The organism is Paraburkholderia sp. OAS925, from assembly GCF_040543975.1.
GTDB classification, from domain to species: Bacteria; Pseudomonadota; Gammaproteobacteria; order Burkholderiales; family Burkholderiaceae; genus Paraburkholderia; species Paraburkholderia graminis.
Genome location: NZ_JBEUNO010000002.1, coordinates 2,765,749 through 2,790,906, shown reverse-complemented (window position 1 = coordinate 2,790,906; position 25,158 = coordinate 2,765,749). Strand labels below are relative to the sequence as shown.

Annotated in this window: 19 protein-coding genes and 1 pseudogene; 10 read left to right on the top strand and 10 right to left on the bottom strand. The window is 62.3% G+C overall.

Annotation, left to right across the window (positions count from 1 at the left end; all coding sequences use genetic code 11):
• Nucleotides 1-21: 21 nt before the first annotated feature.
• The 6 genes from ABIE53_RS31190 to ABIE53_RS31165 all read left to right on the top strand — a co-directional run bounded on the left by ABIE53_RS31190 (nucleotide 22) and on the right by ABIE53_RS31165 (nucleotide 7,290).
• Nucleotides 22-1,239 carry an acyl-CoA dehydrogenase family protein gene (locus ABIE53_RS31190; protein ID WP_192700278.1) on the top strand — a complete coding sequence of 406 codons (1,218 nt, stop codon included), beginning with the start codon at nucleotides 22-24 and terminating at the stop codon, nucleotides 1,237-1,239.
• Nucleotides 1,240-1,283: 44 nt separating this feature from the next.
• Nucleotides 1,284-1,631: a DUF3088 domain-containing protein gene (locus tag ABIE53_RS31185; protein ID WP_006051635.1), complete on the top strand. Its 348-nt coding sequence runs from the start codon at nucleotides 1,284-1,286 to the stop codon at nucleotides 1,629-1,631.
• A 285-nt stretch (nucleotides 1,632-1,916) separates the two neighbouring features.
• The gene (locus ABIE53_RS31180; RefSeq protein ID WP_006051634.1) at nucleotides 1,917-3,515 is read left to right on the top strand and encodes an ABC transporter substrate-binding protein; all 1,599 of its coding nucleotides are present in this window, start codon (nucleotides 1,917-1,919) and stop codon (nucleotides 3,513-3,515) included.
• A 13-nt stretch (nucleotides 3,516-3,528) separates the two neighbouring features.
• Nucleotides 3,529-4,509, top strand: coding sequence for an ABC transporter permease (locus ABIE53_RS31175; protein ID WP_006051633.1), 981 nt, complete (start codon nucleotides 3,529-3,531; stop codon nucleotides 4,507-4,509).
• A 58-nt stretch (nucleotides 4,510-4,567) separates the two neighbouring features.
• Nucleotides 4,568-5,545: an ABC transporter permease gene (locus ABIE53_RS31170; RefSeq protein ID WP_006051632.1), complete on the top strand. Its 978-nt coding sequence runs from the start codon at nucleotides 4,568-4,570 to the stop codon at nucleotides 5,543-5,545.
• Nucleotides 5,546-5,547: 2 nt separating this feature from the next.
• On the top strand, nucleotides 5,548-7,290 hold the full coding sequence (locus ABIE53_RS31165; protein ID WP_006051631.1) for an ABC transporter ATP-binding protein: 1,743 nt from the start codon (nucleotides 5,548-5,550) through the stop codon (nucleotides 7,288-7,290).
• Between the two features lie 115 nt (nucleotides 7,291-7,405).
• On the opposite strand, the gene ABIE53_RS31160 is transcribed toward ABIE53_RS31165, so the two are convergent.
• The 4 genes from ABIE53_RS31160 to ABIE53_RS31145 all read right to left on the bottom strand — a co-directional run bounded on the left by ABIE53_RS31160 (nucleotide 7,406) and on the right by ABIE53_RS31145 (nucleotide 11,803).
• Nucleotides 7,406-8,428, bottom strand: a complete 1,023-nt coding sequence (locus ABIE53_RS31160; RefSeq protein WP_006051630.1) for an aldo/keto reductase — start codon at nucleotides 8,426-8,428, stop codon at nucleotides 7,406-7,408.
• A gap of 36 nt (nucleotides 8,429-8,464) precedes the next feature.
• On the bottom strand, nucleotides 8,465-10,090 hold the full coding sequence (locus ABIE53_RS31155) for an ABC transporter substrate-binding protein (RefSeq protein WP_192700277.1): 1,626 nt from the start codon (nucleotides 10,088-10,090) through the stop codon (nucleotides 8,465-8,467).
• 234 nt (nucleotides 10,091-10,324) lie between these two features.
• A complete protein-coding gene (locus ABIE53_RS31150; protein WP_114157450.1) occupies nucleotides 10,325-11,533 on the bottom strand; it encodes an LLM class flavin-dependent oxidoreductase in 1,209 nt (402 codons plus the stop codon).
• 126 nt (nucleotides 11,534-11,659) lie between these two features.
• A complete protein-coding gene (locus ABIE53_RS31145; protein ID WP_006051627.1) occupies nucleotides 11,660-11,803 on the bottom strand; it encodes a hypothetical protein in 144 nt (47 codons plus the stop codon).
• A 482-nt stretch (nucleotides 11,804-12,285) separates the two neighbouring features.
• Here ABIE53_RS31145 and ABIE53_RS31135 point away from each other — a divergent pair, with 482 nt between their 5' ends.
• Together ABIE53_RS31135 and ABIE53_RS31130 are read left to right on the top strand one after the other, a co-directional pair.
• Complete coding sequence (locus tag ABIE53_RS31135) at nucleotides 12,286-13,875, top strand: ABC transporter substrate-binding protein (protein ID WP_310076432.1); 1,590 nt, start codon at nucleotides 12,286-12,288, stop codon at nucleotides 13,873-13,875.
• A 130-nt stretch (nucleotides 13,876-14,005) separates the two neighbouring features.
• On the top strand, nucleotides 14,006-15,361 hold the full coding sequence (locus tag ABIE53_RS31130; protein ID WP_006051624.1) for an LLM class flavin-dependent oxidoreductase: 1,356 nt from the start codon (nucleotides 14,006-14,008) through the stop codon (nucleotides 15,359-15,361).
• A gap of 36 nt (nucleotides 15,362-15,397) precedes the next feature.
• Here ABIE53_RS31130 and ABIE53_RS31125 read toward each other — a convergent pair whose 3' ends face one another.
• The gene (locus ABIE53_RS31125) at nucleotides 15,398-16,159 is read right to left on the bottom strand and encodes an NADPH-dependent F420 reductase (RefSeq protein ID WP_192700276.1); all 762 of its coding nucleotides are present in this window, start codon (nucleotides 16,157-16,159) and stop codon (nucleotides 15,398-15,400) included.
• Nucleotides 16,160-16,256: 97 nt separating this feature from the next.
• On the opposite strand from ABIE53_RS31125, the gene ABIE53_RS31120 reads away from it, so the two are divergent.
• Nucleotides 16,257-16,631 carry a winged helix-turn-helix transcriptional regulator gene (locus ABIE53_RS31120; protein ID WP_053860464.1) on the top strand — a complete coding sequence of 125 codons (375 nt, stop codon included), beginning with the start codon at nucleotides 16,257-16,259 and terminating at the stop codon, nucleotides 16,629-16,631.
• A 175-nt stretch (nucleotides 16,632-16,806) separates the two neighbouring features.
• Here ABIE53_RS31120 and ABIE53_RS31115 read toward each other — a convergent pair whose 3' ends face one another.
• The 5 genes from ABIE53_RS31115 to ABIE53_RS31095 are packed head-to-tail and all read right to left on the bottom strand — an operon-like array spanning nucleotide 16,807 to nucleotide 22,431.
• A complete protein-coding gene (locus ABIE53_RS31115; RefSeq protein ID WP_107707964.1) occupies nucleotides 16,807-17,067 on the bottom strand; it encodes an RNA recognition motif domain-containing protein in 261 nt (86 codons plus the stop codon).
• Nucleotides 17,068-17,098: 31 nt separating this feature from the next.
• Nucleotides 17,099-17,881: an enoyl-ACP reductase FabI gene (gene fabI, locus ABIE53_RS31110; RefSeq protein WP_192700275.1), complete on the bottom strand. Its 783-nt coding sequence runs from the start codon at nucleotides 17,879-17,881 to the stop codon at nucleotides 17,099-17,101.
• A 38-nt stretch (nucleotides 17,882-17,919) separates the two neighbouring features.
• Nucleotides 17,920-19,107: an acetate/propionate family kinase gene (locus ABIE53_RS31105; protein ID WP_192700274.1), complete on the bottom strand. Its 1,188-nt coding sequence runs from the start codon at nucleotides 19,105-19,107 to the stop codon at nucleotides 17,920-17,922.
• Nucleotides 19,108-19,111: 4 nt separating this feature from the next.
• A complete protein-coding gene (locus tag ABIE53_RS31100; RefSeq protein ID WP_006051618.1) occupies nucleotides 19,112-20,050 on the bottom strand; it encodes a phosphate acetyltransferase in 939 nt (312 codons plus the stop codon).
• A gap of 44 nt (nucleotides 20,051-20,094) precedes the next feature.
• Complete coding sequence (locus ABIE53_RS31095) at nucleotides 20,095-22,431, bottom strand: DUF3141 domain-containing protein (RefSeq protein ID WP_192700273.1); 2,337 nt, start codon at nucleotides 22,429-22,431, stop codon at nucleotides 20,095-20,097.
• 293 nt (nucleotides 22,432-22,724) lie between these two features.
• Here ABIE53_RS31095 and ABIE53_RS31090 point away from each other — a divergent pair.
• Nucleotides 22,725-25,122 (top strand): annotated as a pseudogene (locus ABIE53_RS31090) (phosphoketolase family protein).
• The last annotated feature ends 36 nt before the right edge of the window (nucleotides 25,123-25,158 follow it).

Sequence of the window (25,158 nt, the reverse complement as noted above, 5' to 3'; positions counted from 1 at the left end):
GTAGCAAAAGGAAACCAGTCTATGCAGGCGTCTCAGGACACCATTAAACGCTCGAAACTCGAAAGTGCGCTTGCAGCATTGCCCGCGCTCGCGCAGGCAATCGGAGAAGATGCGGCCGGGCGCGAATTGCGGCGCGAATTGCCGCTGGACCGCTTCGCGCTATTTCGTGCATCGGGGCTGGGTGTGCTGCGATTTCCAGTCGAGTGGGGCGGCCTTGGCGGATCGCTCGAAGATCTCTTTCATGTCGTGAGTACTTTGGCAGCTCACGAGTCGAACGTCGCGCACGCTCTACGGATTCACTACGATCAGACTGAGCAACTGTTGCTGTCGCCGCGTTCGTCGTTCAACGACACGCAGATCGAACGGGTAAGGCAAGGCGCGATTTTCGGCGGCGCATCGACGGAACTGGGCACATCGCGGCCCGGCGAAATTGTCACGAGGCTCGTGCGCGACGGCGAGCATTTCCGCGTGACCGGCAAGAAGTATTACTCGACCGGTACGGCGTTCGCGGACTATGCGCGTATCAACGTGCAGGACGAGAACGGCGAAAACGTATCGTTCATTGTGCCGGTATCGCGTGAAGGCCTTCAGGTCGTCGACGATTGGGATGGCATGGGACAGCGCATGACGGCGAGCGGCAGTCTTCTGCTCGACAATGTGCAGGTCTTTGCGCACGAGATCTCCGCACGCGGTTACGGGACTCTCCCAGGTCGGCACGGTGGTGCGTTGCGACAGTTGCATCTCGTTGCCGTCGCTGCGGGAATTGTGCGGAATATCCTCGCCGACGCGCGGCGCTACGTCGTGCAGCATGGCCGTCCGGTGCTTCACAGTCCCGCTCCGTCTTCACGCGAAGATGGCTTCGTGCAGCAGGTGGTGGGCGACATTGCGGCGCACAGCCACTCGATCGACGCGCTCGTGCAGCAGAATGCGCGCACGCTCGACCGCTCGGCGAATGCGATCCGCAACGGCGCGGCGAACGCCGAAGAACTGGTGCTGGAAGGCGCGCTTGCAACCGCGAAGACCCAGCTCGTCGTCAGCAAACTCGCGCTGCATACGGCCGAGCGGCTGTTCGAAATCGGTGGTGCGTCGGCGACTGCGCGCTCACACAACTTCGATCGCCACTGGCGCAATCTACGCACCATATTCAGCCACAATCCGCTGCTTCACAAAGCGCGAGTGATCGGCGACCACGAATTGAACGGCGTGACAACGCATCTCACCGAAGGTCGCGTGTTCTAGCGCGGCCGTGCCTCGTTTTTATCCACTTGCCGTCACGGAACACCATGAGCCGACGAGACTTGCTGCTATTGCTGGAACCGGGCTTCACCGACCCGAAGTACCCGGGCGAGCGCTTCATCTGTCCGGCGGGCGCGCCCATTGAAGGACTGCTCGCGAGCGATGCGCCGCGCAACGCGCGCCTCGACATTCGCAGGGTGGCGTTTGCGCGTCCGCGCGCTGAAGTGGTCGCGGCGCTCGACGCTGACCACCAGGGGCTGCCTGTGCTGATTTTCGGCGACGAACAACCCGCGCCTGCCGATGCACAGGTGCTGGGCGACAAGCGCTTCGTGACCGATACTCGCCGCATTCTGGACCTGCTCGCAGAACGTCACGGTTTTCCCAAGGTGCATTGAATACAACGGCGTTGAAATGCGGGCGCGGATGACCAGGTGGTCGCCGCGCCCGCCTTGCTTTGTGCGGTCGAAAAAAGGGGAAGCGTTAACGACAGAAGTCGCCGCGCAGATGAGAAAACTCCCGGAGGCGCGCCTGGTTCTATCGTCGGTGTCGTGCTTTGCTTATGCGCAACCGTTGGTTCTTTTGGCGCGGCAGCGGCTTTATCGTGTGCGTTGCTGCATGGCCGGCGATGGAATAGGCCCTCGAACCGGAGGCAGCGCATCGACAAAAAGGATCTGCATCAAATGGCGGGACTTAACCGACGCGAGTTTCTGATCTCGACGGCCGCAACGCTGTCAGCCGGCATGCCTGCATGGGCACTCGCGCAGAGCGGCAACGTCGCGCCGAGAAGGGGCGGCACGTTGAACATGCTGATCAACCCTGAGCCGCCGGTCCTCGTCTCGATCTTTCAGACGACCGGCCCCGCGCTCGTCGCCAGTTCGAAGGTACTCGAAGGCCTGCTGGCTTACGACTTCGATCTGCGACCGAAGCCGCAACTTGCGACTGCGTGGGCAGTGAGTCGCGACGGTCTTCAATACAGCTTCACGTTGCGTCAGAACGTGAAATGGCACGACGGTCAGCCCTTTACGTCGGCAGACGTTGCGTTTTCAATCGAGCTGCTCAAGGCGGTGCACCCACGCGGTCGCAGCACCTTCGCCAATGTGACACGCGTCGTCACGCCGGATGCCCGCACCGCGATCATCGAATTGTCGAAGCCCGCACCGTTCCTGCTGAAGGCGCTGTCCGCAGGCGAATCTCCCATCGTGCCCAGGCATCTGTACGCGAGCGGCGATCCGTTGACGAACCCGCACAACAGCGCGCCGATCGGCACAGGGCCGTTCCGCTTCAAGTCATGGACACGCGGCGCCAGCATCGTCTATGAACGCAATCCGGACTACTGGGATGCCGGCAAGCCGTATATCGACGCACTGGTGTTCAAGGTGATTCCGGACGCGGCGGCGCGCTCGGCGGCTTTCGAAACCGGCGCACTCGACCTGGGCGGCGAAAACCCCGTGCCGTTGACCGATCTGCCGCGCCTCTCGCAATTGCCGCAACTCGTCACCGAGACGCGCGGCTACCGGTTTCTCGAGCCATTGTCGGAGATCGACTTCAATCTCGATCATCCCATCCTCAGGGACCTCAAAGTTCGCCAGGCCATTGCCCATGCGATCAATCCGCAGGTCGTGCAGCGCACGATCGCGTATGGCTACGCGGACATCTCGCCGACGCCGATCACACCGGGATCGCCCTATCACGACGCAAAGCTCTCGCCCTATGCGTTCGACATTGCAAAGGCGGAGCAACTGCTCGACGCGGCGGGCTATCCGCGCAAGGACGGCGTGCGCTTCCGGCTGACGCACGACTTCCTGCCTTATGGCGATATGTATCGCCGTCAGGCTGACTACGTGAAGTCCGCATTGGCGCGCGTCGGTATCGACGTGACGGTGCGTTCACAGGATCTTCCCGCGTTCCTGAAACGCGTTTATGCAGACCGTCAGTTCGATTTCACGAGTATCGGCGTGAATACGCTGTTCGATCCGAGCGTCGGTGTGCAGCGTCTGTACTGGTCGAAAAACATCCGCCCGGGCGTGCCGTTCTCCAATGCGCCGCATTACAGCAACGCCGAGGTGGACCGGCTGCTGGAAAGCGCGTCCGTCGAGACCGACGAAGGCAAGCGCGTCGCGCTCTATCAGGAGTTTCAGCAGATCGTGTATCGCGATCTGCCCATTCTGAACCTCGTGGCGCCGCGCATGATCACGCTGGCGAACCGGCGCGTGCGCAACCACACCGTTTCCGCGCAGGGCCTCGAGGGCAATCTTGCGGATGTCTTTCTCAGCGCGTGACAGGAGATCCAGCATGAGCCGGAGTGTGCGTTTCGGAGCGGTCGCGCGGCGGACAGCGTGGCAGGTGTTGCCGACCGTGATCGGCATCGTGATCTTCAACTTCTTCCTGCTGAAGCTGATGCCCGGCGACGCCGCCGATGTGCTCGCCGGCGAATCCGGCTCGGCGACGGCGGAGACGATGCAGGTACTGCGTGCGAAGTTTGGGCTCGACCAGCCGGTGCTGCATCAGTTGTGGTCGTATCTGACTCATCTTGCGCACTTCAGCCTCGGCTATTCGCCGCGCTACGACGCGCCCGTCATGCAGTTGATCCTGTCACGCCTGCCCAATACGCTGCTGCTGATGGGCGTGGCGTTGACGTTCGCGATCGCGGTCGGCGTCACGCTCGGCGCCGTCATGGCGCATTGGGTAGGCCGGTGGCCGGATCGTGTGCTGTCGGTGCTGGCATTACTGTTCTATTCGACGCCTGGATTCTGGATCGGACTGCTCGCCATCGTGCTGTTTTCGGTGCACCTCGGCTGGCTGCCGAGCGGCGGGAACGTAACGCTCGGCGTCCAGTTGCATGGCTTTGCCTGGTTCGCCGATGCGGCAAAACACGTGTTGCTTCCTGCCGCGACGCTGTCGACGTTCTTCATTGCAATCTACGCGCGGCTCACGCGCGCGGCGATGCTCGAAGTGCAGCGCCAGGATTTCGTCCGCACCGCGCAGGCCAAGGGACTGCACCCGTGGCGTGTCACGGTGCGTCACGTGCTGCGCAATGCACTGATGCCGCTGACGACCATGGTCGGCATTCACTTCGGCACGTTGCTCGGTGGCGCGGCGGTCACTGAGACTGTGTTCAGTTGGCCAGGCCTTGGCCGTCTCGCCCTCGATGCGGTGATGGCGCGCGATTTCAGCGTGCTGCTCGGCGTATTGCTGCTGTCTTCGCTGCTGGTGATTATCGCTAACGTGCTGGTGGACCTGCTGCAGGCCTGGCTCGATCCGCGTATCGCCTAAGCAGGCTGCCTTTGAATCTGTTCGCTGTCGCAGAACCGTTATTCACCTGAGAGACGCAATGGCTTCCGAATCCTCCAATATCATTTCGACGACGCCGAAGCAGTCTGCCGGATCGTCTTCATGGCGGCGTCAACTGGCCGGTGCGCTGTTCGGCCAGCGCCGTGAGCGGATCGCTGCGGCCGGATTGTCACGGCGCAGCGGACGCGGCGTGCTGCGCACGCTCGCCGGCAATCCGTCGGCGTTGAGCGGTCTTGTCCTGCTCGCTGCCTTCATCGTGCTGGCGCTCGCCGCACCGCATCTGTTTCCCGGCGATCCGCTCGACATGGTCGCCGCGCCTTTCGAATGGCCGGGCAGCGATCCGCAATACTGGCTCGGCACCGATTCCCTTGGTCGCGACGTGGCGGCGGGCATTGCTCACGGTACGCGCGTGTCGCTTCTGATCGGAGCGTCGGCGGCTGGTATCGGGCTGCTCATCGGTACGCTGGTGGGCGCCGTGGGCGGCTTCTTCGGCGGTCTGGTCGACAACGTGCTGGTTCGTGTAACCGAGCTGTTCCAGACTATTCCTTCGTTCCTGCTGGTGATCGTGATCGTTGCGATTGGCCGGCCGAGTGTGGAGGTGATTGCGCTCGCTATCGGCGTCGCGTCGTGGCCTACTGTTGCGCGAATCGTGCGCGCCGAGTTTCGCACGCTGCGCGAGGCCGATTTCGTACTGGCGGCGCGCACTCAGGGCTTCGGCAACGCGCGCATCATATTCGGCGAGATTTTGCCCAACGCACTGCCGCCGGTGATCGTGACCGCTTCGGTGATGGTGGCGAGCGCGATCCTGATCGAGTCGTCGCTGTCGTTTCTCGGCATGGGCGATCCGAATGTCGTGAGCTGGGGCGCCATGATCGGCGCGGGGCGCGATTCGTTGCGAACGGCGTGGTATTTGACGGCGGTTCCGGGCACCGCGATCGTCGTCGCCGTGTTGGCGTTGAACCTCCTCGGGGACGGCCTGAACGACGCGTTGAATCCGCGTTTGCGGGAGCGTACCTGACCATGAACGCGAGGACGCAAGGCGTGAGCAAAGCCGACAACCTGCTCGAAGTACGCGATTTGCGCGTCAGCTTCGGCGCGCACGAAGCGGTACGTGGAATCGGTTTTGAGGTTGCCCGGGGCGAGACGCTCGCGTTGGTGGGCGAGTCGGGTTGCGGCAAGTCGGCCACCGCGCTATCGCTGATGCGCCTCGTGCCCAGCCCGGGGCGTGTGAGCGGCAGCGTGCGTTTCGATGGCCGCGATCTGCTCGATCTGTCCGCCTCAGAGATACGCGCTGTGCGCGGCCAGCAGATCTCCATGATCTTTCAGGAGCCGATGACTTCGCTCAATCCGGTTCTGTCGATCGGCGCACAGATCGTCGAAACATTGCGTCAGCACGAGAACCTGTCTAAAACCGCGGCATGGAAGAGGGCCGTGGAGTTACTCGACCTTGTGCGCATTCCCGAGCCGCAACGGCGCGTGTTCGACTATCCGCACGAGCTTTCCGGCGGCCAACGGCAGCGCGTGATGATAGCAATGGCCGTGGCATGCCGGCCGCGCCTGCTGATTGCGGACGAACCGACTACCGCGCTCGACGTCACGATCCAGGCGCGCATTCTCGAACTGCTGGACGGCCTGAAACGCGAACTGTCCATGTCGTTGCTGCTGATCACGCACGATCTGGGCGTGGTCGCACAACACGCCGATCGCGTCGCGGTCATGCTGGCGGGCCGGGTGGTGGAGCAGGCGGCCACTTCGCAACTCTTCGCGCGGCCCGAACATGCCTACACGCGCGGATTGCTTGGCGCGTCGTTGAATCTCGTCGACGATCTGCACTATCGCGGCTGGAAATTGCCGGAGATCCGTCATGTTCGATCGGACGACGGCAGCGCAGCCTTTTCGGTGATCCCGCGCGCGCCGTACTCGAGCGAAGACGACGCGCGGCGGGAGGCGGACAACGCCGCAAGCGTCGACGCGCCGTTGCTCTCGTTGCACGACGTCCGGATCGACTATCCGCAGCGTCATGGCAAGACGATGCTGCGTGCAGTGGATGGCGTGTCCCTCCAGATCGCACCCGGCGAAACGGTGGGTCTGGTCGGCGAGTCGGGTTGTGGAAAGTCGACGCTGTCGAAAGCCATTCTGCGGCTCGTGCCGGCCTCGGGCGGCCAGATCCGCTTACGGGGCACCGATCTCGTGCCGCTTCGCGAGCGCGAGTTGCGGCCTTTGCGCCGCCACGTGCAGATGGTGTTTCAGGACCCGTATGCGTCGCTCAATCCGCGGCGTACTGTCGGCGAAATCCTCGACACCGTTCTGGTGGTCAATGGTGTGAGCGATGCACGGCGACGCCGCACGCGCATTGCGGCAATACTCGACCGAGTGGGCTTGCCGGGCAGCGCGCAGCAGCGCTTTCCGCATGAGTTTTCCGGTGGCCAGCGGCAACGCATCGGCATTGCACGCGCGCTCGTGCTGGAGCCCGATCTTCTGATCTGCGACGAACCGGTGTCCGCGCTCGACGTGTCGATTCAGGCGCAGGTTCTCAACCTCCTCGTCGACCTGAAACGCGATCTCGGACTTGCGTATCTGTTCATCTCGCACGATCTGTCGGTGGTGCGCTATATCGCCGACCGGGTGCATGTGATGCAGGCCGGACGGATTGTCGAAAGCGGCGACCATCGCGAGATCTGGCGTGCGCCGCAGCATCCGTACACCCGCACGTTGCTCGACGCAGTACCGGGCCGCAAGTCCGAGGACGCGCGGGCCGCGTGAGGCGGGTGCCTCGAATCACTGGCGCCCGTGTCGATTCCAACGGAACGAGCTCGATGCCGGCTTGATCGGCGATCACGTCGTGCCCGGTCATGTCCACTCGAATCCGGTTGCCGTCTTACGTTGTGTCGCCATGACGAACGAGGCGCCCGAAGAACGGATGCCCCGGATCGTTGAAACCCGGCGTCGATGGATGGCCCGTGGTAACGAGCGAATCGACGAATGCTTCGTCTTCCGCGCTTAAGCGGTAGGCGAGCGCGGGTAAATAGTCCTGCCACTGCGCCTCGGTGCGCGGTCCGGCAATGGTCGAGCTGATGTAGCGGCTATTGAGCACCCACGCAAGCGCGAATTGACCCGCCGACAGTCCGCGCGCCTGCGCATGCTCACCGACTCGGCGGGCCAGTTCGATGGATTCCGGCCGCCACTCGGTCTGATGCAGACGCCTGTCGCTGCGGCCCGCGCGCGTGTCGGCGCGAGGGGCCGCGCCGGGTTCGTACTTACCGGTCAGCACGCCACGGGCGAGCGGACTGTACGAAATCACGCCGAGACCGTAGCGGTGCGCCGCCGTCAGCTGTTCGGCTTCGGCCTGGCGGTTGGCGATGTTGTAGAGCGGCTGACTCGCGACAGGCGCGTCGAGCCCGAGGGCCTGCGCCGTATGCGCGAATTCCGCGATCTTCCACGCCCGATGATTCGACAGCCCGTAGTAGCGCAGCTTGCCGGCGCGGATCAGATCGTTGAGCGCACGCACGGATTCTTCCACGGGCGTCCAATGATCCTCGCGATGCAGGTACAGCACGTCGATATAGTCGGTGCCGAGGCGCGTGAGGCTCGCTTCGACTGCGCGTTGGATGTGTTTGCGCGACGCGCCTCGGGCGTTCACGTCGCGTTCGTCGAGCGGGTTGGCGAATTTGGTGGCGAGCACCCAGCGCTCGCGCTGCGCGGCGATCGCGCGGCCCACTACGCGCTCCGATTCTCCCTTGCCGTAGACGTCCGCGGTGTCGATCGAATTGACGCCTTGCTCCAGCGCCTCTCCGACGATGCGCGCGGAGGTCGCTTCGTCGGTCGGGCCGCCGAACATCATCGTGCCGAGCGTGAGTGCGGAAACCTTGATGCCGCTGCGGCCGAGTTGTCTATATTCCATGTGAGTACAGTTCCGTCAGAGTGAGTGGGGATCGTTTCAACGTTGCAGCCAGACGTCGGCGAAACTTGCCGAGACCCCGTCCGGGCCAGTCGTATGGTTGTGAACCGCGCGTGAATACACGGTGAGATATCGCGGAGCGACGAGATTCAGGTCGGGCAGGTCGCGCTCCAGAATCTGCTGGATCTGCGAGAACAGTTGCTTGCGCTTCGCCTCGTCCGTTTCTTCGGCCGCCTGTGCGAACAGTCGATCGATCTGCGGATTGCTGTAGTGCGAGCCGTTCGTGAACGGCACGCCGCGCCGGAAGTTGCCGGTCGTGTAGAGGCGCGCGACGCCGACCACCGGATCGAACAGATTGCTCATGCCGTTGATCGAAAAATCGAAGTCGCGGTCGGTGTAGATCCGCTTCAGATACGCGGGTAGGTCCTGGCTGCGCACGGTGACCGCAATGCCGACTCTGGCGAGCGCCGACTTCACGTAGGCAGCGGTGCGAGCGGGCAACTCGCCGATCGGCAACGGATCGACCCTCAGCGCGAAGCGTGTGCCGTCGGCCTTGCGTGGAAAGCCGGCTGCATCGAGGAGCGCGTTGGCGCGCTCCACGTCATACGGATACGGCGCGGGCGCGGGATCGTAGTAAGGACTCGACGGAATGATCGGGCTGGCAAGCGGCGTGGCGTAGCCGTAGAAAATCACTTTGCGGATCACTTCACGGTCGATCGCCGATGCAATCGCCTGGCGAACCTGCAAGTTCTTCAGTACCGGATTGTCCAGATTGAATTCGATGCGGGTGACGCCGGCCTGGAACTCGTAGCCGCGCGAGTCGAGTGCGAGCTTCGGGCTGTTCTTCAGCCGCGCGAGGTCGGACAGCGGCACCGGCGTGTCGCCGCTCAGATCGATCGAGCCGTCTTCGAAGGCGACGGTGCGCGCCACAGGATCGGTAATGATCTTGACGACAATCTTGTCCAGGAACGGCTTGCCTTTGTCCCAGTAGTCGTCGTTGCGGGCGTATTCGATGTAGCTGCCGCGCACCCATTTGACGAAGCGGAATGGCCCCGTGCCGATCGGCGCGTTGTTGGCGGGATTCGTCAGCGGGTCGCTGCCTTCGTACAGATGCCTCGGCACGATCGGCGTCTCCGACGAAGAGAACGCCTTGATCAGATACGGCGCGGGCTTCGACAGCGTGATGACGACCGTGTACGGATCGGGCGTCGTAATGGCGGTCACATTCGCGAAGGTGGTCTTGGCGCGCGGATGCACCTGCCGCAGTGTCTGCAGCGAATAGGCGACGTCGGCGGAGGTGAACGGCTGGCCGTCATGCCATTTCACGCCGTGCCGCAGATGGAACACATACTTGCGGCTGTCGTCGCTGATGTCCCATGAAGTTGCAAGCGACGGCTTCGGCTGCAACGAGAAGTCGTATTCGAGCAGTCCTTCGACGACTTTCGCGCTGACCTTCAGCACGTTGGTCGCGGTCGTGGCGAGATCCACCAGCGCGGTCGGCTCGGGCGTGACGACGAAGTTCAGGGTGCCGCCGCGCACAGGCGTCTGCGCGCTTGCGTATGAAGACGAGAGCGAGATCAGCAGGGCGGTGCCGAGTCCTAGCGCGCTGAGCAACAACGAGGTGCCGCGACGACGCGGCGCCGCCTGCGAGATGAGAGCAAGCATCTTACGGTTCGATAGAAAGAGGAGATGAATAGCAGCGCAATGGCAGCGCAATGGCAGCGGAATGGCGGCGCCTCAGACGGAAGCCGAAGCCGTTGCATCGCGTCGCGCCAGAGCACCACGCCAGCCCTTCTGTGCGGCAATGCCGAATGGAGTCGGAGCGGGGCAGCGGGTGTACCAGAGTCGGCTCATGCGTCTCGCCATGAAGTAAAGAGAAAGTGGGGGATGGGTCCGGGATCAGTAGCGCAGACCGGCTTCGCGCAATAACGGCAACACGTGTGCGCCAAAGAATTCGAGGTCCGGCTGAAAATCGAAAAAGCTCAGTTGCACGCCGTCGATACCGGCCCGGTGAAGCCGCACGATGTAATCGGCGATTTGCTGCGGCGAGCCGACTATCGAAATGTTGCCGCCCACCGCGCGCGCGGCTGCCTGATTGCGCTGTTCGGAATTGCCACGCCAGGCGTGCGCGTCGCTCTCGAAGCGATGGAAGCTGCCTTCGTCGCCATGCGCGACGATCGCGTCGCGATAGGCCAGCGCTTCGGCAGCCGTTTCGCGGCAAATCACCATGGGATTGATCAGCGTGCGGATCTTGCGGCCATATTTCGCCGCAGTGGCCTTCACACGCGCCGTGTGCGCGGGCAAGGCGGCGAGCGCGGCTTCGATCTCCGAGCCCGCGGGACTCGTGATGAACACCACGTCGGAATAGCGGGCGGCGAACTCGATCCCCGCATCGGAGCCGGTCGCATTGACGAGCAACGGGCGGCCGTATTGCGGCTTCGGCGTGACGAACGCCTTGTCGAGCCTCCAGCTCGACAAAGGCGGCGCAAAGCTGAAGTTATCGGGCTGTGCCCATAGCTGTTGCACGGCGTCGAGGAACTCGCTCGCCAGCTCATAGCGGCGATCGTGCTCGATGCGATGCCAGCCGAACATCTCGTGTTCGACGGCCCGATGCCCGGTGACCACATTGATGCCCCAGCGTCCCTTCGAAATGTGATCGAGCGTCGCGCAGAACTTCGCGAAATGCAGCGGATGCCACGGCCCGTACAGCACATGGCTGGTTGCGACCAGGATGATTTTTTCGGTGCACGCGGTCATGGCCGCGAGTGACATGAAGGAGTCGAGCGCCTCGCCGTTGAACACGCCGCCGTAACCGCCTTTCGGGAGCCACTGCGAGAGTGCGAAGACGAGATCGAAACCGAGGCTCTCGGCTCTCTGCACCAGCGCGAGGTTGTAGTCGAAGTTCCAGTCGGTGGTGCGCGGCAGCGTCGACGCGCTCCAGCCGCCCGCCTGAATTGGCAGGAAGAGCCCGAGCAGCAGCGGCTGTTCGAGCGCGCGTGCAACGGGACTGGCAGGGAAGTCGGCGGGCGAGCGCACCGGCACGAAAGGCGTGGCATCCGGCGCTTGTCCTAATGCTTGCGGTGCGGCGGCGAGAAGGGTGTCGGTCATGGCGATAATCGGTGTAGAGAACGTGGCGGTTCGGTTCGGCGTGGCGCGTGTCAGGTCTCGCTCTTCGGCCGGATGGCGGCGCGATCAACGGCGATGCAGCCTAAGCGCATGCCTGGGCGCAGCGCGTCAGGTTTTGCCGGTCGCGGGCGGCCGCACACCATTCGGATAGAAGTCGCCGATCGCCGCGTACTTCCAGCGCACCGGGTCATGCACCGTGTGGACCCGGTCGGTGTTGCGGATGAGCGCCAATGGCGCGAAAAAACCGGTCATGACGGACATATCCGATGCTGTGACAGACGAAGTTCAGGGTCGGGCGTCGCATTCGGGCAGGCGCACCGGAGCCATCAAAACTTACCGGCAACTCAACACATCGGACAACGAACAATAATTTCTATCCTTATCTGCTCATGCAATTGGGCAGCGCGGGAAATAACGCAAAAGCGTAAGCAAAGAAGAATCGCTTGGTTCGCTCATGTGGAGTGGCTGGCTATGCTGTGCAGCGTATTAGCCTTGTCCAGTCACCCATCATTTCAACCGCTCATACATGACGACGCTCAACGAGTATCTCGTGCAAAAGCGCGCTGCCTGGCTTGCGAAACGCGAAGCCGCGCGCAACGATCCGGATCTCAAGTCCAACCGGCTCAAGGCGCGAGAGTCGGACCCAATAGCGCCGCAGCACGCAGCCGCGCCAGCCCAATGAAACGACAACAAAGCGACAACAACGACAACGAAAAGACAACAAGAGGACCACAATGAAACCGACACACAGGGCACGCGCGATCCGGCTCGTCGCGCTACTGGCGAGCGCATTCATCGGGATCGTGCCTGCGGGCGCGAGCGCCGCGCCCGACCACGGTGGAACGCTGACCTGGCTCGTGACGCCCGAGCCGGCTTCCATTGTTCCTCTCACTACGACGGCCGGGGGCAATGCGGAGATCGGCCCCAAGGTGGTGGAGGGCCTTCTGACGTATGACAGGAACCTCAACCCGAAGCCGCTGCTCGCCACTTCCTGGGTAGTCAGCACGGACGGACTGCAATACCGGTTCAATCTGCGTCGCGGTGTGAAGTGGCATGACGGCAAGCCCTTCACGTCCGCCGACGTTGCCTTTTCGATCCTGACGTTAAAGCAGGTGCATCCGCGTGGGCGAAGCACGTTTGCCAACGTGACCGACGTGAAAACGCCGGACCCTTACACCGCAGTCATCGAGCTTTCCAGGCCCGCGCCGTTTCTGTTGACGGCGCTCGCGGGCACCGAGTCGCCGATCATTCCGAGGCACCTGTACGAGGGCACCGACATCGCGGCGAGCCCATACAACAGCGCCCCGGTCGGCACGGGTCCGTTTGTATTCAAGTCGTTCGTGCACGGCAGCAACATCGTGCTCGAACGCAACCCCGACTATTGGGACAAGCCGAAGCCTTACGTCGACAGGATCGTTGTGCGTTTTTTGCCGGACGGCGCGGCGCGCGCTGCGGCGTTGGAGTCGGGCGCTGCCAATCTCGGCGACCAGGCCATCCCGCTATCGGATGTGAAGCGCTTTAGCGCGCTGCCGAACTTCAATGTCGATACGACGAACTGGGCGTACAACAGCAATCATCAGCAGTTGATTTTCAACCTGGATACGCCCGTTCTGAAAGACAAGGCGGTCCGCAAGGCGATCTCGCAGGCGCTCGACGTCAATGCGCTGAACCGTGTGGTCTGGTATGGATATGGTCAGGTGTCGGCCGCCGCGATCGGTACGGCGAACGCGAAGTATCACAACGCCGACATTCACTACTTTCCGTACGACGTCGCGCAGGCGAACGCGGCCCTCGATGCAGCGGGTTATAAGCGCGGACCCGATGGCAAGCGCTTCGGCTTGCGGCTGCTGTACAACCCGTTCCAGGACCCGCGTGCGGCGGATTTCGTCCGGCAATCGCTGGCGCGAATCGGGATCGACGGCGAGATCGAAAGTTACGACTTCGCCACGTACGTGAAGCGGGCGTACACCGATCGCGCATTCGACATCACGCTAGAAGCGCTTTCGAACACCTTCGATCCGACCGTCGGAGTTCAGCGAGTGTTCTGGTCGAAGAACTTCAAGATCGGTCTGCCGTTCTCGAACGCCGCGCACTACTCCAATCCGGAAGTAGACCGATTGCTCGAGGCAGCCTCCGTCGCTACCGACGATGCCCAGCGCCGCCAGCTCTTCATGCAGTTTCAGCAGATCGTGCACGACGATATTCCGTCCGTCGAGTTCGGTGCAAATCCGAATATCACGATTTCGTCGAGGAAAGTGAAGAACTATGCGCCGGGCGGCGAGGGCATACGCGGCAATTTCGCCGACCTGTATATCGAACGCTGAATCGCCTGGCTGCCGATCCGACCTGAACGCGCCGTGCATGCCGGTCTCGCGCATCCTGCCAACGCACAGCGCTGGCGCGCGCGACCGGCAGCATCGCGCGCTCGCCATCCGAAGCACACTTCGCACACACATGAGCCAACGAAAAGGACAACTGCACCTCGGCGCGTTTCTCTATCCGACCGGGCATCACATCGCCGCGTGGCGTCATCCGGGGAGTCACGCGGATGCGGGACGCGACTTTCGGCACTACGTCCGGCTTGCGCAAGCCGCCGAAGCAGCAAGGTTCGATCTGGTCTTCCTCGCGGACGGCTCGGGAACGCGTGGCGACAACGTCGACTTCCTGAGCCGCACAGCGCACAGCTACGTCGCGCAGTTCGAGCCGCTCACCTTGCTCTCGGCATTGGCTGCTGTCACCGAGCGAATCGGCCTTGTCGGCACGGCGTCGACGACCTTCAACGAGCCGTATCACATTGCCCGCAAGTTTGCGTCGCTCGATCACATTAGCGGCGGGCGAGCGGGCTGGAACCTCGTCACGTCGTCGAATGCACACGAGGCGAAGAACTTTGGCTTCGACGAACATCTCGCTCACGCGCGCCGCTACGAGCGCGCGGTGGAGTTTGCGGAAGTGGTCGAGGGGCTGTGGGACAGCTGGGATGAAGGCGCGTTCGTGCGAGACAAAGCAGCCGGGCGTTATTTCGATCCGGCAAAGCGTCATGTGCTCGACCATCGCGGCGAATTCTTCAACGTGCGCGGGCCGCTGAATGTCGAACGCTCGCCTCAGGGCAGGCCGGTCGTCGTGCAGGCGGGTTCCTCGGAAGCAGGCAAGGCGCTCGCAGCGCGTACCGCCGAAGTGATCTTCACCGCGCAGCAAACGCTGGACGACGCCGTTGCGTTCTACGCGGACGTGAAGGGCCGCCTCGCGCAGTACGGACGCGACCCGGACGATCTGAAGATCATGCCCGGCGTGATGCCGATTGTCGGCGCGACCGAGCAGGAAGCGCAGGACAAGTTCGCCGCGCTACAGGCGCTGATCGATCCGGCGGTCGGACTTGCATTGGTGTCCGGGCTCACGGGCGGCTTCGATCTGTCGGGCTATCCGCTCGACGGGCCGATTCCCGAATTGCCTGAGACCAATGCAAGCAAGAGCCGGCAGTCGTTGACGCTCGAACTGGCGCGGCGCGAGAAATTGACGATCCGCGATTTGTATCTGCGCGTCGCCGGCGCACGCGGGCATTGGCAACTAATCGGTACCCCGAAGCATATCGCCGATGCGCTCGAGGAACGCTTCGTCAACTATGGTGCAGACGGCTTCAACGTAATGCCGGCGCTGTTGCCGGACGGCCTCGACGACTTCATCCGACTGGTATTGCCGGAATTGCGGCGCAGAGGCCTCTTCCGCACGGAATACGAAGGTGCGACGTTGCGCGAGAACCTGGGCCTGCGGCGGCCGGTGTCGCGGTATCAGCGCGAAGCTACCGTAGCTTGAGGCGTTAGATGAAGCGCGGCGCTACAACTAGCCCGCTCACGACGCTGGTTTGCCTGCAACGATGTTGGTTGCACGGTTTGCCGCGACAATATCGGCGTGGGTGGGATTCGGGCCGAGGCTGGCGAAAACCTCCGGCAGCCGGTCGCGTATCCTGGGCGCAATTCCAGGAGCGGCCGCAGCCAGCGCCTTGCGCATGGCATCCGCGTCGTAGTCGCAGCAATACGCAGGAGTTGATGGCTGCTGGCGCCAGGATTCTGCGAGCGAACCCGCGTCGACCGGATCGAAGCCCGTCTGATTCACCAGCTCCATCACGATTTCCCTGGAGCGCAGGTCATCCCCCGCCACGGCGACGGCGAGGCGGCCAGGCGTCCCCTCCGGCTGACCCAGTTCTGCGAGCGTGTAGGCCAGCACGTTGTTGAATGCCTTGATGACAGGGCGCCCGATCTGTCGGGATACCCACACGCTTTCGGGCATTCCTTCGTCGATTTCCGGAATGTGCGGGTCGCGCATGTCCGGGTAGTAGTTGCCGGTGTCGACGACGATCGCGTCAGCCGCTACGGAACCAAACAAATCCGCAGGAAGCGCCTGTATGGCGGGCAGCGGAATCGACAGGATGATGACTTGCGCGCCCTCGACCGCGCCGCGAACATCCACGGCTTGCCCGCCGATCTCGTCGGCGAACTGTCGAACACCATCCGCCCCGCGAGAGTTCGCGACGCGGACTTCATGGCCTGCCGCGCTCAACTTGCGGGCGAGAGACGCGCCAATGTTTCCTGTTCCGACGATCCCGATTTTCATAGCTGTATCCTCGATATTGCACGTGGCGCCCACTTTAGCTGGCTTATGTTGTAATGATAAGTACCGACTAAAAAGTAAGTAGCGTACCGAGGTGTTTGTGTCTGAAGAGCGTGAATGGAACTGCGAAGATCCCAAGAAGCGGCTTGAATGGGCCGAGGCGACGACAGAGGCCCTCCGGGTTCTGGAGGGCAAGTGGAAGATCGTCATCATTTGCCAGTTGTTTGCCGCAAAAGGCCCGCTGCGTTTCTCCGATCTGGAGAAGCTGATTGACGGCATCAACCAGAAAATGCTGATTCAGCAGCTCAAGCAGCTGGAGAAAGACGGCATCGTGCGGCGAACGGTGTATCCCCAAGTGCCGCCGAAGGTAGAGTACGAACTTTGCGATATGGGATATGCGCTCGGGCCGTCGATGCAGGCGTTAATCGAGTGGGCCGAGATGAGGCGCAAACGTGCCGGAGGTGACGGCTACTGAGAAAGAGGCCGGCGGCGGCTCGACCGCGCGGCGCGGCGTGCGGCTCGCTGATACCTCGGGCAAAGTGCAAGGACTACGAGTCGCCGTTCCCGACGTAACTGATCCCGTCGCCGTCGGTAACCTGGGTCGGCAAGCAAGGGGTCCAGGACCAGTCACATACCGTTCCGCTTACCTTCTACGACCTGTCGGCGCGCTCCGGCATGACCTGAACGACAATGGGCCGGCTCTTCCAGAACATGTTGTGGACTCGGGCCTGCAGATTGCGCAACGCATCCGGCGACGTGCCGTCGAAGGTGAGCACGATCGCGGGCCGCGCTCCCGTTCCGTGGTAGCGGTGGATCCGATCGAATGGCGGAAAGCCGTATTTGATAAGGAAATCATTGATTTCGTCATCCGAAGTATTGTCTTCAACGTTTCCCATCCAGAGATCAGCCATAAAGTGCTCCCTTAGTGGAATCGATACGCGGTCAGGCCATGATGTTGACGCCGCCGTCGATATACAGCGTCTCTCCGGACAGGCGCCGGGCGTAGGGCGTCGCCAGAAAGGCGCAGGTAAACCCAACATCCATGATGTCGACCAGCTCGCCCAGCGGCGCGCGTTGCGCAGCTTCCGTAAGTAGCAGATCGAAGTCTTTCAGGCCAGATGCGGCTCTCGTCTTGAGCGGCCCCGGTGAAATGGCGTGAACGCGGATTCCCTTCGGGCCGAGTTCATATGCAAGGTAACGGGCGCAGGCTTCCAGTGCGGCCTTGACGGGTCCCATCATGTTGTACGAAGGCACTACCCTGTTTGCGCCGTGATAGCTCATGGTGAGCATGGTGCCGCCGTTTTTCATCAAAGGCGCGGCAAGGCGGGCCATGCGCACGAACGAGTGGCACGAAATGTCCATTGCACTCGCGAAGCCTTCGCTCGAACTGTCGATCAACTGTCCTTGCAGATCATTTTTGGGCGCCCACGCGATCGAATGGACGAGAATATCGAGGTTGCCCCATTCCCTGTCGATTCGCTCGAACACGGCCGCAAGCTCGCCCGGGCTCGAAGCATCGAGCGGCTCGAAGATCGATGCACCGAGGGCCGTTGCAAGCGGCTCTACATAGGGCCTTGTTTTCTCGTTGGCATAGGTAATCGCGAGGTCCGCGCCCAGCTCGCGAAACGCTTTCGCACATCCGTACGCGATCGAATATTCGTTGGCAATGCCTGTGACCAGCGCTTTCGCGCCACTCAGGATCGGCTGCGGCGGGGCGGATGTCATGGAGGTATCCTTCGGGTCCGGTCGGGCGTACGTTCGCTCTATGAGGCGGCGGCATGGATCGCCGCGAGTGTGTGTTGCCCTATCATGAGTTCTTCATTGGTCGGGATGACCCAGACGGATACCTTGCTCGACGCAGCGCTGATGCAGGGGCCGCCCGACTCGTTTGCCGCAGGGTCGAGTTCCAGTCCGAGCCATGCGGCGTCGCGCACAATGCGCTCGCGAATCGCGCTGGCGTTTTCCCCCACGCCGGCTGTGAGAACGAGCGCGTCGATGCCGTGCATCGCGGCCGCTAGCGAGCCGAGTTCACGGGCGATCCTGTACGTGTAGATATCGACTGCGAAACGGGCGCGTGGCGCATCGCTCGCGAGCAGTGCGCGCATGTCGCTCGAAATACCGGACACGCCAAGCAGGCCCGACTGCCGGTAGACCAGATCTTCGATGTCCTGCTTGTCCATCTTCAGTGCATCGATCAGATAGAGAATTACGCCCGGGTCCAGATTGCCGCAGCGTGTGCCCATCGGGAGGCCATCGACGGCGGTGAAGCCCATCGTGCTCGCGACGCTCTTGCCGCCCACCATCGCGCACATGCTGGCGCCGTTGCCGAGATGGGCTACGACGCATCGGCCTGCTGCCGCGGCCGGTGCGATCCGAGGCAGCACGCTCGCAATGTACTCATAGGAGAGGCCGTGAAAGCCATAACGGCGCACGCCTCTTTCCGTGATCGCCGAGGGTAGCGCATAAGCCTGCGCGACCTCGGGTGTCAAGCGATGAAACGCCGTATCGAAGCAGGCTACCTGCGGGATATCGGGCCGAGTTCGCGCGATGATGCGTATCGGACTCAGGTTGTGCGGCTGATGCAGCGGTGCGAGCGGCACCAGCTTGTCCAGTTCGTCGAGAACGGCGGGCGTCACCGTCACCGGGCCCGAGTACATCTGACCGCCGTGTACGACACGATGGCCGACGGCGATCAGACGATATCCTCCGCCGTAGCTTCGCAGGAAGCCGCCGATATGCTCGATTGCGCCCTCGTGTCCGAGCGTTGGATCGGCGTCCCAGTCGCGGGTTGTCGTGTTGCCGTCGCTGTCTACGGCGATAAAGCGTGGCGCCGTGCCGAGACCGTCGACCTGACCGCGCAGCACGAGATGCATCGTCGCACCGTCTACGCCGAAGGCGCGGAACTTGATGCTGGACGAACCGGCGTTCAGTACCAGAATGACATCCGGCATGGCGTTACCTCAACACCTTGTCGCTCGTGCGCCTGGCGTCTGCCACGAGGGCCGCCACTGCGCATGAGGCGAGGCGCGTCAGCAAGCTGTCGGCGCGGCTGGTTAGCACGATCGGCACACGGGCGCCCAGCACGATACCCGCCGCATCCGCACCAGCGAGAAACGACAGGCTCTTCGCGAGCATGTTGCCGGCTTCCAGGTCGGGCACCATCAGCACGTTGGCGCGGCCCGCCACCTGCGAATCGATCTGCTTGATCCGGGCCGCTTCGACACTGATCGCGTTGTCCAGTGCAAGCGGACCGTCTACCAACGCTCCCGTCACCTGACGTCGATCGACCATTTTGCAGAGCGCGGCGGCTTCGATCGTGGAAGGCAGTTTCGGATTCACGGTTTCCATCGCTGACAGAATCGCGACGCGTACTTGCTCGAATTGCAACGCGTGACCCAGGTCGATCGCGTTCTGCAAGATGTCCATCTTCACGTCGAGTGTGGGCGCGATATTGATCGCGGCGTCGGTGACGATCAGCGCCTGCTCGAGCAGCGGGACGTCCATGACAAAGCAGTGGCTGATACGCCGTTCGGTACGCAGCCCCGACTCGCGGCTCACCACCGCGCCCATCAGTTCGTCCGTATGCAGGCTGCCTTTCATCAGGGCTTCTGCCTTGCCTTCGCGCACGAGTTGCACTGCGGCGGCTGCCGCGGCGTGGCTGTGCGGGGCATCGACGAGCGCAAAGCCGGCGATCGCAACGCCGGCCAGCGCGGCTGCGGCTTCGATACGCTCGACCGGCCCCACGAGTATCGGCGCGATGAGCCCCAGCCGCGCCGCTTCGACAGCGCCCTCGAGCGAGCTCGCATCGCACGGATGCGCGACCGCCGTTTTCATCGGCGGCAAGCTTTTGCAGTGCTCGATGAGTCGTTGGTACTTGCTGTGCTTCGCTTCCATTGAGGCTCCATGCAAAACAGGACCGTGTGCATCTGGCTGGCGGACTATGGCCGCGCGAGCGCAGCAACGGAGCGGCCCGGCGTGGGCTTCGCCGTGAGTGCCTGGCGAATGCGATCGAACATGGCCCGCTGCGCTTCAGTCGGACCGGTGCTTTGTACGCGTTCGTCTTTCAACAATTCGTCTAGCAGCGTAATGAAACGCGCCCGATCTTTCCTGTCGGCGACAAGTACCGGCAACGTGGCAATCGCCTCATCCTGCTCGAAGCTGACGATGATTTCCTGCTCACCGCGAATTCGCCGCCACTGATCGGCAGGCAGATCCGGAAGATAGCTCGCGTACGCCTGAGCCAGTTCCTTGCGCGTGACGAGCCGCGAAAGCGGCAATGGCTCGCCTTTGCGCGAGAGCAGGGCGGCCGCGCGTGCGATTGCTTCCGTGTAGCCCCCTTCGCGGATCGACGCGAGCGCTTCCTTGACGAACGGCAAATCGCGAGGATCACTGTCGGGCCCGGTCCCGCTTTTGGCCCCGCTTTCTGCCGCAGGTTTAGCGTCAGCGAGATAGAGCGAGAACAGGTTGCCGTAGATCGTGAAGAATGTTGCCTCCGTACCTGCATCGCGCATCTCCCGATAGTAATCGAGCGATGCGCTGATCATTTGCGAGCCGCTTTGCTCGATCGCGCGCCACGGGTTGTCTGCTTCCGCGGGCTGGCGATGATTCTTCACCGCGCTCGCCGCGGACGGCAGCCACGCGAGCCAGGGATTAAGATCCGAGAACGCCCAGCGCTGCAAACGCAATGGGTGAAATTCGCGAAACAGCCGCGCGGTCGTTTCGTTCGACATGGCCTGCACGATCGGCTGGGCGAACAGTTCGTACGCACGCTGGTTGAACTCGGAAAGTTGTGCGACGGCTTCGAACGGCTTTTCGTCCTCGCGCTCGAAGCGGTTGAAATGCGCCGCGATTTCTTCGAGCCGATGTTCTCGAAACTCGACCTCGTATTCGGTTTCGCCGTTTGCGTCTTTCCGTTCGGTGATCGACATTCCGTAGAGGCCGGGCGCAAAAGATTCGATGGCTTCCAGCACTGAGACGATCTGCGTGTGTTCCTTCTTTGCCACTTTGCCCGATACAAAGATGCCGAGATGGCCGATGTCCTGATGCATGAGTCCGACGATCACCTGGCCGCGGGCCTTGATCTCCTCGGTGCTGCCGTACAGATCCGCCACCCAGTTAAATGCCTGTTGCGGCGGCGTGATGTTATCGCCAAGCGACGCAAACAGAATGATCGGCGAGCGGATCTCGCGCAGATCGAATGCCTTGCCGCTTGATCCTCTCACATCGCCAGACCAGAGCTTGTTTCCGATGAACAGGTTGTGCGTGATCCACTCGATTTCCTCGCGGTTCATCAGATAGTAATCGCCCCACCAGCGTTCGAAGTCGAGAAAGCGGGGCGGTTCGGTATCGACGTTATGAAAGAGGTGATAGTACTTGTCCCACAGCGTATTCGCCGGATTAAGGCTCTCGAAGTTCTGCACCAGATGAGCGCCGTCGAATTTTCCGGCTCCGAGATCCGCGGCAAATGACGCGAGCCACGAGCCTCCGAGTATGCCGCCGGCGTAGCGCATCGGGTTATCGCCCTGGCCTTCGCTCCACGCACCGCTCCAGTAGGACATCGGCGCGCCATTGATGACGATCGGGCCGGTGTCGTCCGGGTCTGACGCCGCGATCATCATCGCCGCCCACCCGCCCTGGCAATTACCGACGAGCGCGGGTTTCGGGCTGTCGGGGTGTAGCGTGCGCAACCGCTTCACGAACTGCTGCTCGGCGGCGCACACGTCGAGCAATGTCTGGCCCGGTTCTGGATCGGGAAAGAAGATGAGAAAGTACACCGGATGTCCCCCGCGCAGCGCGACACCGGCTTGTGAGTCGTCCTTGAAGCCTCCAATGCCCGGGCCATGGCCGGCGCGCGGATCGATGATGAGGTAAGGGCGCTTGCGCGGGTCCACGATCACGCCTTCGGAAGGCTTGATTTTTAGCAGCGCGTAGTTGACGGGTCTTTCGAACTGGCGACCGTCGAGAACAGACTCGTAGTCGAAGTGCAACACGGGTTTCGGATCCTGCCGGGCCCGCTCGCGATACGCAGTCCCGCGCTCACGCAGCGTATCGAGAAACATGACCGACCGCTGAATGATGTCGAGCCCGTAAGACCATGTGTCCCAAGGCGTTGGCGCACGCGTGGTCGGCGCGGCTGCAGTGTCGCGATCGACACCTGACGCGGTGCGCACGCGTTCTGTCAGATGCTCGTGTGCGACCGCGCTGCGTTTCGTCAAAATGCGGGCAACCTTTGCATTGATGTCCCGACTGCGTGAAAACTGCTTTGCTCCGTCCATGAGATGGACCTCGACATTGAAAAGCGGGACCAACGAGGCGCGACTTGCCAACGGTTCGAATGCTGAAGGCAGCGCCCGACTGTGGCAATTGGACCATGGTCCTACACGCGAACCGCTGGTTGCTGCCGGCCCGGCGGCGGGCAGGCGGCCGACGGCGTAATGGAGCAGGTTGGCTGCCCGCCAACATCGGCCTAAGGTCCTATTGCCTGTCGCCTGTCCGGCGTTTATCTCTATTGTGTAGAGCCGCTCGCCTGTTTGTTGGGGCCGAGGCTGCACGCACAGGAGACACCAGCATGAGCAGCGATCGAGCATCGGACTCCTCGTACCCAACCGCGCTCTCCAACGACGAACTAAGGCTGATCGACGCCTGGTGGCGCGCGTGCAATTACCTCTCGGTCGGCATGATTTACCTCAAGGACAACCCGCTTTTGCGCGAACCCCTCAAAGTCGATCATGTAAAGCACCGTCTGCTTGGGCACTGGGGCGCAAGTCCCGCGCTTTCGTTCGTCTGGGCGCATCTGAATCGCGTGATCAAGCGCGACGACCTGGACATGATTTTCATGGCCGGGCCTGGGCACGGCGCGCCTGGCGTACTCGGCCCAGCCTATCTCGAAGGCACCTATTCGGAGGTCTACCCGGACAAAAGCGAGGACGCCGAAGGCATGCAGAAGTTCTTCAAGCAGTTCTCGTTTCCGGGACATATCGGCTCGCATGTGACGCCCGAAACGCCCGGCTCTATTCATGAGGGCGGTGAACTCGGTTACAGCCTGTCGCACGCTTATGGCGCTGCGCTCGACAACCCTGCTCTGATCGTGGCCTGCGTGGTCGGCGATGGTGAGGCCGAGACAGGTCCGCTTGCGACCGCGTGGCATTCGAACAAGTTCATCAATCCCGCGCGCGACGGCACCGTACTGCCAATTCTGAACCTGAACGGCTACAAGATCGCCAATCCGACGATCCTCTCGCGCATCAGCCACGGAGAACTCGCGGCGTTACTCGAAGGCTACGGCTATATGCCGTATTTCGTCGAAGGGTCCGACCCGTCGCAGATGCATCAGACAATGGCCGGCACGCTCGATACTGTGATCGCCGACATCCGCTCGATTCACGAAAGAGCGCGCGCGGATGGCAATGCCGAGCGTCCACGCTGGCCGATGATCGTGTTGCGCACGCCCAAGGGCTGGACGGGGCCGAAGGAAATTAACGGCCATAAGGTCGAGGGGTCATGGCGTTCGCACCAGGTGCCGTTCTCGGATGTAAGGGGAAACCCCGCGAACCTCGACCTGCTCGAAAGCTGGATGCGCGGCTACAGGCCCGGCGAATTGTTCGATGACTCCGGAAGGTTGCTTACGGAACTGCGCGAGCTTGCGCCGCAAGGCCCGCGCCGCATGAGCGCGAACCCGCATGCAAACGGCGGATTGTTGCGCCGCGATCTGAAGCTGCCGGACTTTCGCGACTACGCGGTCGAAGTTTCACGCGCCGGCAATGTGCTGCGCGAAAACACGCAGCCGCTCGGCCAGTTTCTGCGTGACACCATGCGTTGCAACATGGACACCTTCCGCGTCTTCGGCCCCGACGAGACCGCGTCGAACCGGCTTCAGTCGATTTACGAAGTCAGCAAGAAAGCGTGGATGGCAGACATGCTGCCCGAAGACGACGACGGCGGCGAACTGTCGCGCGACGGCCGCGTGATGGAGATGCTCTCGGAGCACACGCTGATGGGGTGGCTCGAAGGCTATCTGCTTTCCGGCCGCCACGGCTTCTTTCACACGTATGAAGCGTTCGCGCACGTGGTGGACTCGATGTTCAACCAGCACGCGAAATGGCTGGACGTATGCAAGAACCATGTGCCGTGGCGGGCTTCGGTGGCCTCTGAAAATATCCTGCTTTCGTCGACGGTATGGCGTCAGGATCACAACGGCTTCTCGCATCAGGACCCCGGCTTCATCGACCTCGTGACTAACAAGAGTCCCTCGGTCACACGGGTTTATTTGCCGCCGGACGCCAATACGCTGCTCGTCGTGGCGGATCAGTGCCTGCGCTCGACCGACTGCATCAATGTGATCGTCGCCGACAAGCAGAAGCACCTGCAATTCACGACTATCGACGAAGCGGGTCGTGCATTGCGCGAAAGGCATGGGTCTTTGGCGGCGCGCGAGCAATGACGAAGACATGGAGCCCGACGCGGTGATGGCTTCATGCGGCGACGTTGCCACGCAGGAAGCGCTCGCAGCAACGGCCATTTTGCGTGAGCGTCTGCCCGAGTTGAAACTGCGCTTCGTGAATGTAGTCGATCTGTTCAAAATGCAGCCGGTGACAGAGCATCCGCACGGCTCGACGGAGCGCGAATTCGACAGCCTGTTTACCGTCGACAAGCCCGTGATATTCAATTTTCACGGCTACCCGTGGCTGATTCACAAGCTTGCGTATCGATTCCGCAATCACGAGAATCTGCACGTTCGCGGCTACACGGAGAAGGGCAACATCAATACGCCGCTCGAACTGGCGATACTCAACAAGGTCGACCGCTTCAATCTGGTGCTGGACGTGCTCGATCGTGTGCCGCGCCTGCAGGGCAGAACCGCACATCTAAGAGAAGACATGAGGAACGCGATCATCCTCAACATGAATTACGCGCATGAGCACGGTACGGATAATCCGGAGTTGTCGGAATGGGTGTGGCCGTATTGACCGTCCGGAGCATAGAACCTGCGTTGCGCGATCCAA

Coding starts and splice junctions, on each gene's coding strand:
- ABIE53_RS31190 (WP_192700278.1), top strand. CDS start 22: ATGCAGGCGTCTCAGGACACCATTAAACGCTCGAAACTCGAAAGTGCG.
- ABIE53_RS31185 (WP_006051635.1), top strand. CDS start 1,284: ATGAGCCGACGAGACTTGCTGCTATTGCTGGAACCGGGCTTCACCGAC.
- ABIE53_RS31180 (WP_006051634.1), top strand. CDS start 1,917: ATGGCGGGACTTAACCGACGCGAGTTTCTGATCTCGACGGCCGCAACG.
- ABIE53_RS31175 (WP_006051633.1), top strand. CDS start 3,529: ATGAGCCGGAGTGTGCGTTTCGGAGCGGTCGCGCGGCGGACAGCGTGG.
- ABIE53_RS31170 (WP_006051632.1), top strand. CDS start 4,568: ATGGCTTCCGAATCCTCCAATATCATTTCGACGACGCCGAAGCAGTCT.
- ABIE53_RS31165 (WP_006051631.1), top strand. CDS start 5,548: ATGAACGCGAGGACGCAAGGCGTGAGCAAAGCCGACAACCTGCTCGAA.
- ABIE53_RS31160 (WP_006051630.1), bottom strand. CDS start 8,428: ATGGAATATAGACAACTCGGCCGCAGCGGCATCAAGGTTTCCGCACTC.
- ABIE53_RS31155 (WP_192700277.1), bottom strand. CDS start 10,090: ATGCTTGCTCTCATCTCGCAGGCGGCGCCGCGTCGTCGCGGCACCTCG.
- ABIE53_RS31150 (WP_114157450.1), bottom strand. CDS start 11,533: ATGACCGACACCCTTCTCGCCGCCGCACCGCAAGCATTAGGACAAGCG.
- ABIE53_RS31145 (WP_006051627.1), bottom strand. CDS start 11,803: ATGACCGGTTTTTTCGCGCCATTGGCGCTCATCCGCAACACCGACCGG.
- ABIE53_RS31135 (WP_310076432.1), top strand. CDS start 12,286: ATGAAACCGACACACAGGGCACGCGCGATCCGGCTCGTCGCGCTACTG.
- ABIE53_RS31130 (WP_006051624.1), top strand. CDS start 14,006: ATGAGCCAACGAAAAGGACAACTGCACCTCGGCGCGTTTCTCTATCCG.
- ABIE53_RS31125 (WP_192700276.1), bottom strand. CDS start 16,159: ATGAAAATCGGGATCGTCGGAACAGGAAACATTGGCGCGTCTCTCGCC.
- ABIE53_RS31115 (WP_107707964.1), bottom strand. CDS start 17,067: ATGGCTGATCTCTGGATGGGAAACGTTGAAGACAATACTTCGGATGAC.
- fabI (WP_192700275.1), bottom strand. CDS start 17,881: ATGACATCCGCCCCGCCGCAGCCGATCCTGAGTGGCGCGAAAGCGCTG.
- ABIE53_RS31105 (WP_192700274.1), bottom strand. CDS start 19,107: ATGCCGGATGTCATTCTGGTACTGAACGCCGGTTCGTCCAGCATCAAG.
- ABIE53_RS31100 (WP_006051618.1), bottom strand. CDS start 20,050: ATGGAAGCGAAGCACAGCAAGTACCAACGACTCATCGAGCACTGCAAA.
- ABIE53_RS31095 (WP_192700273.1), bottom strand. CDS start 22,431: ATGGACGGAGCAAAGCAGTTTTCACGCAGTCGGGACATCAATGCAAAG.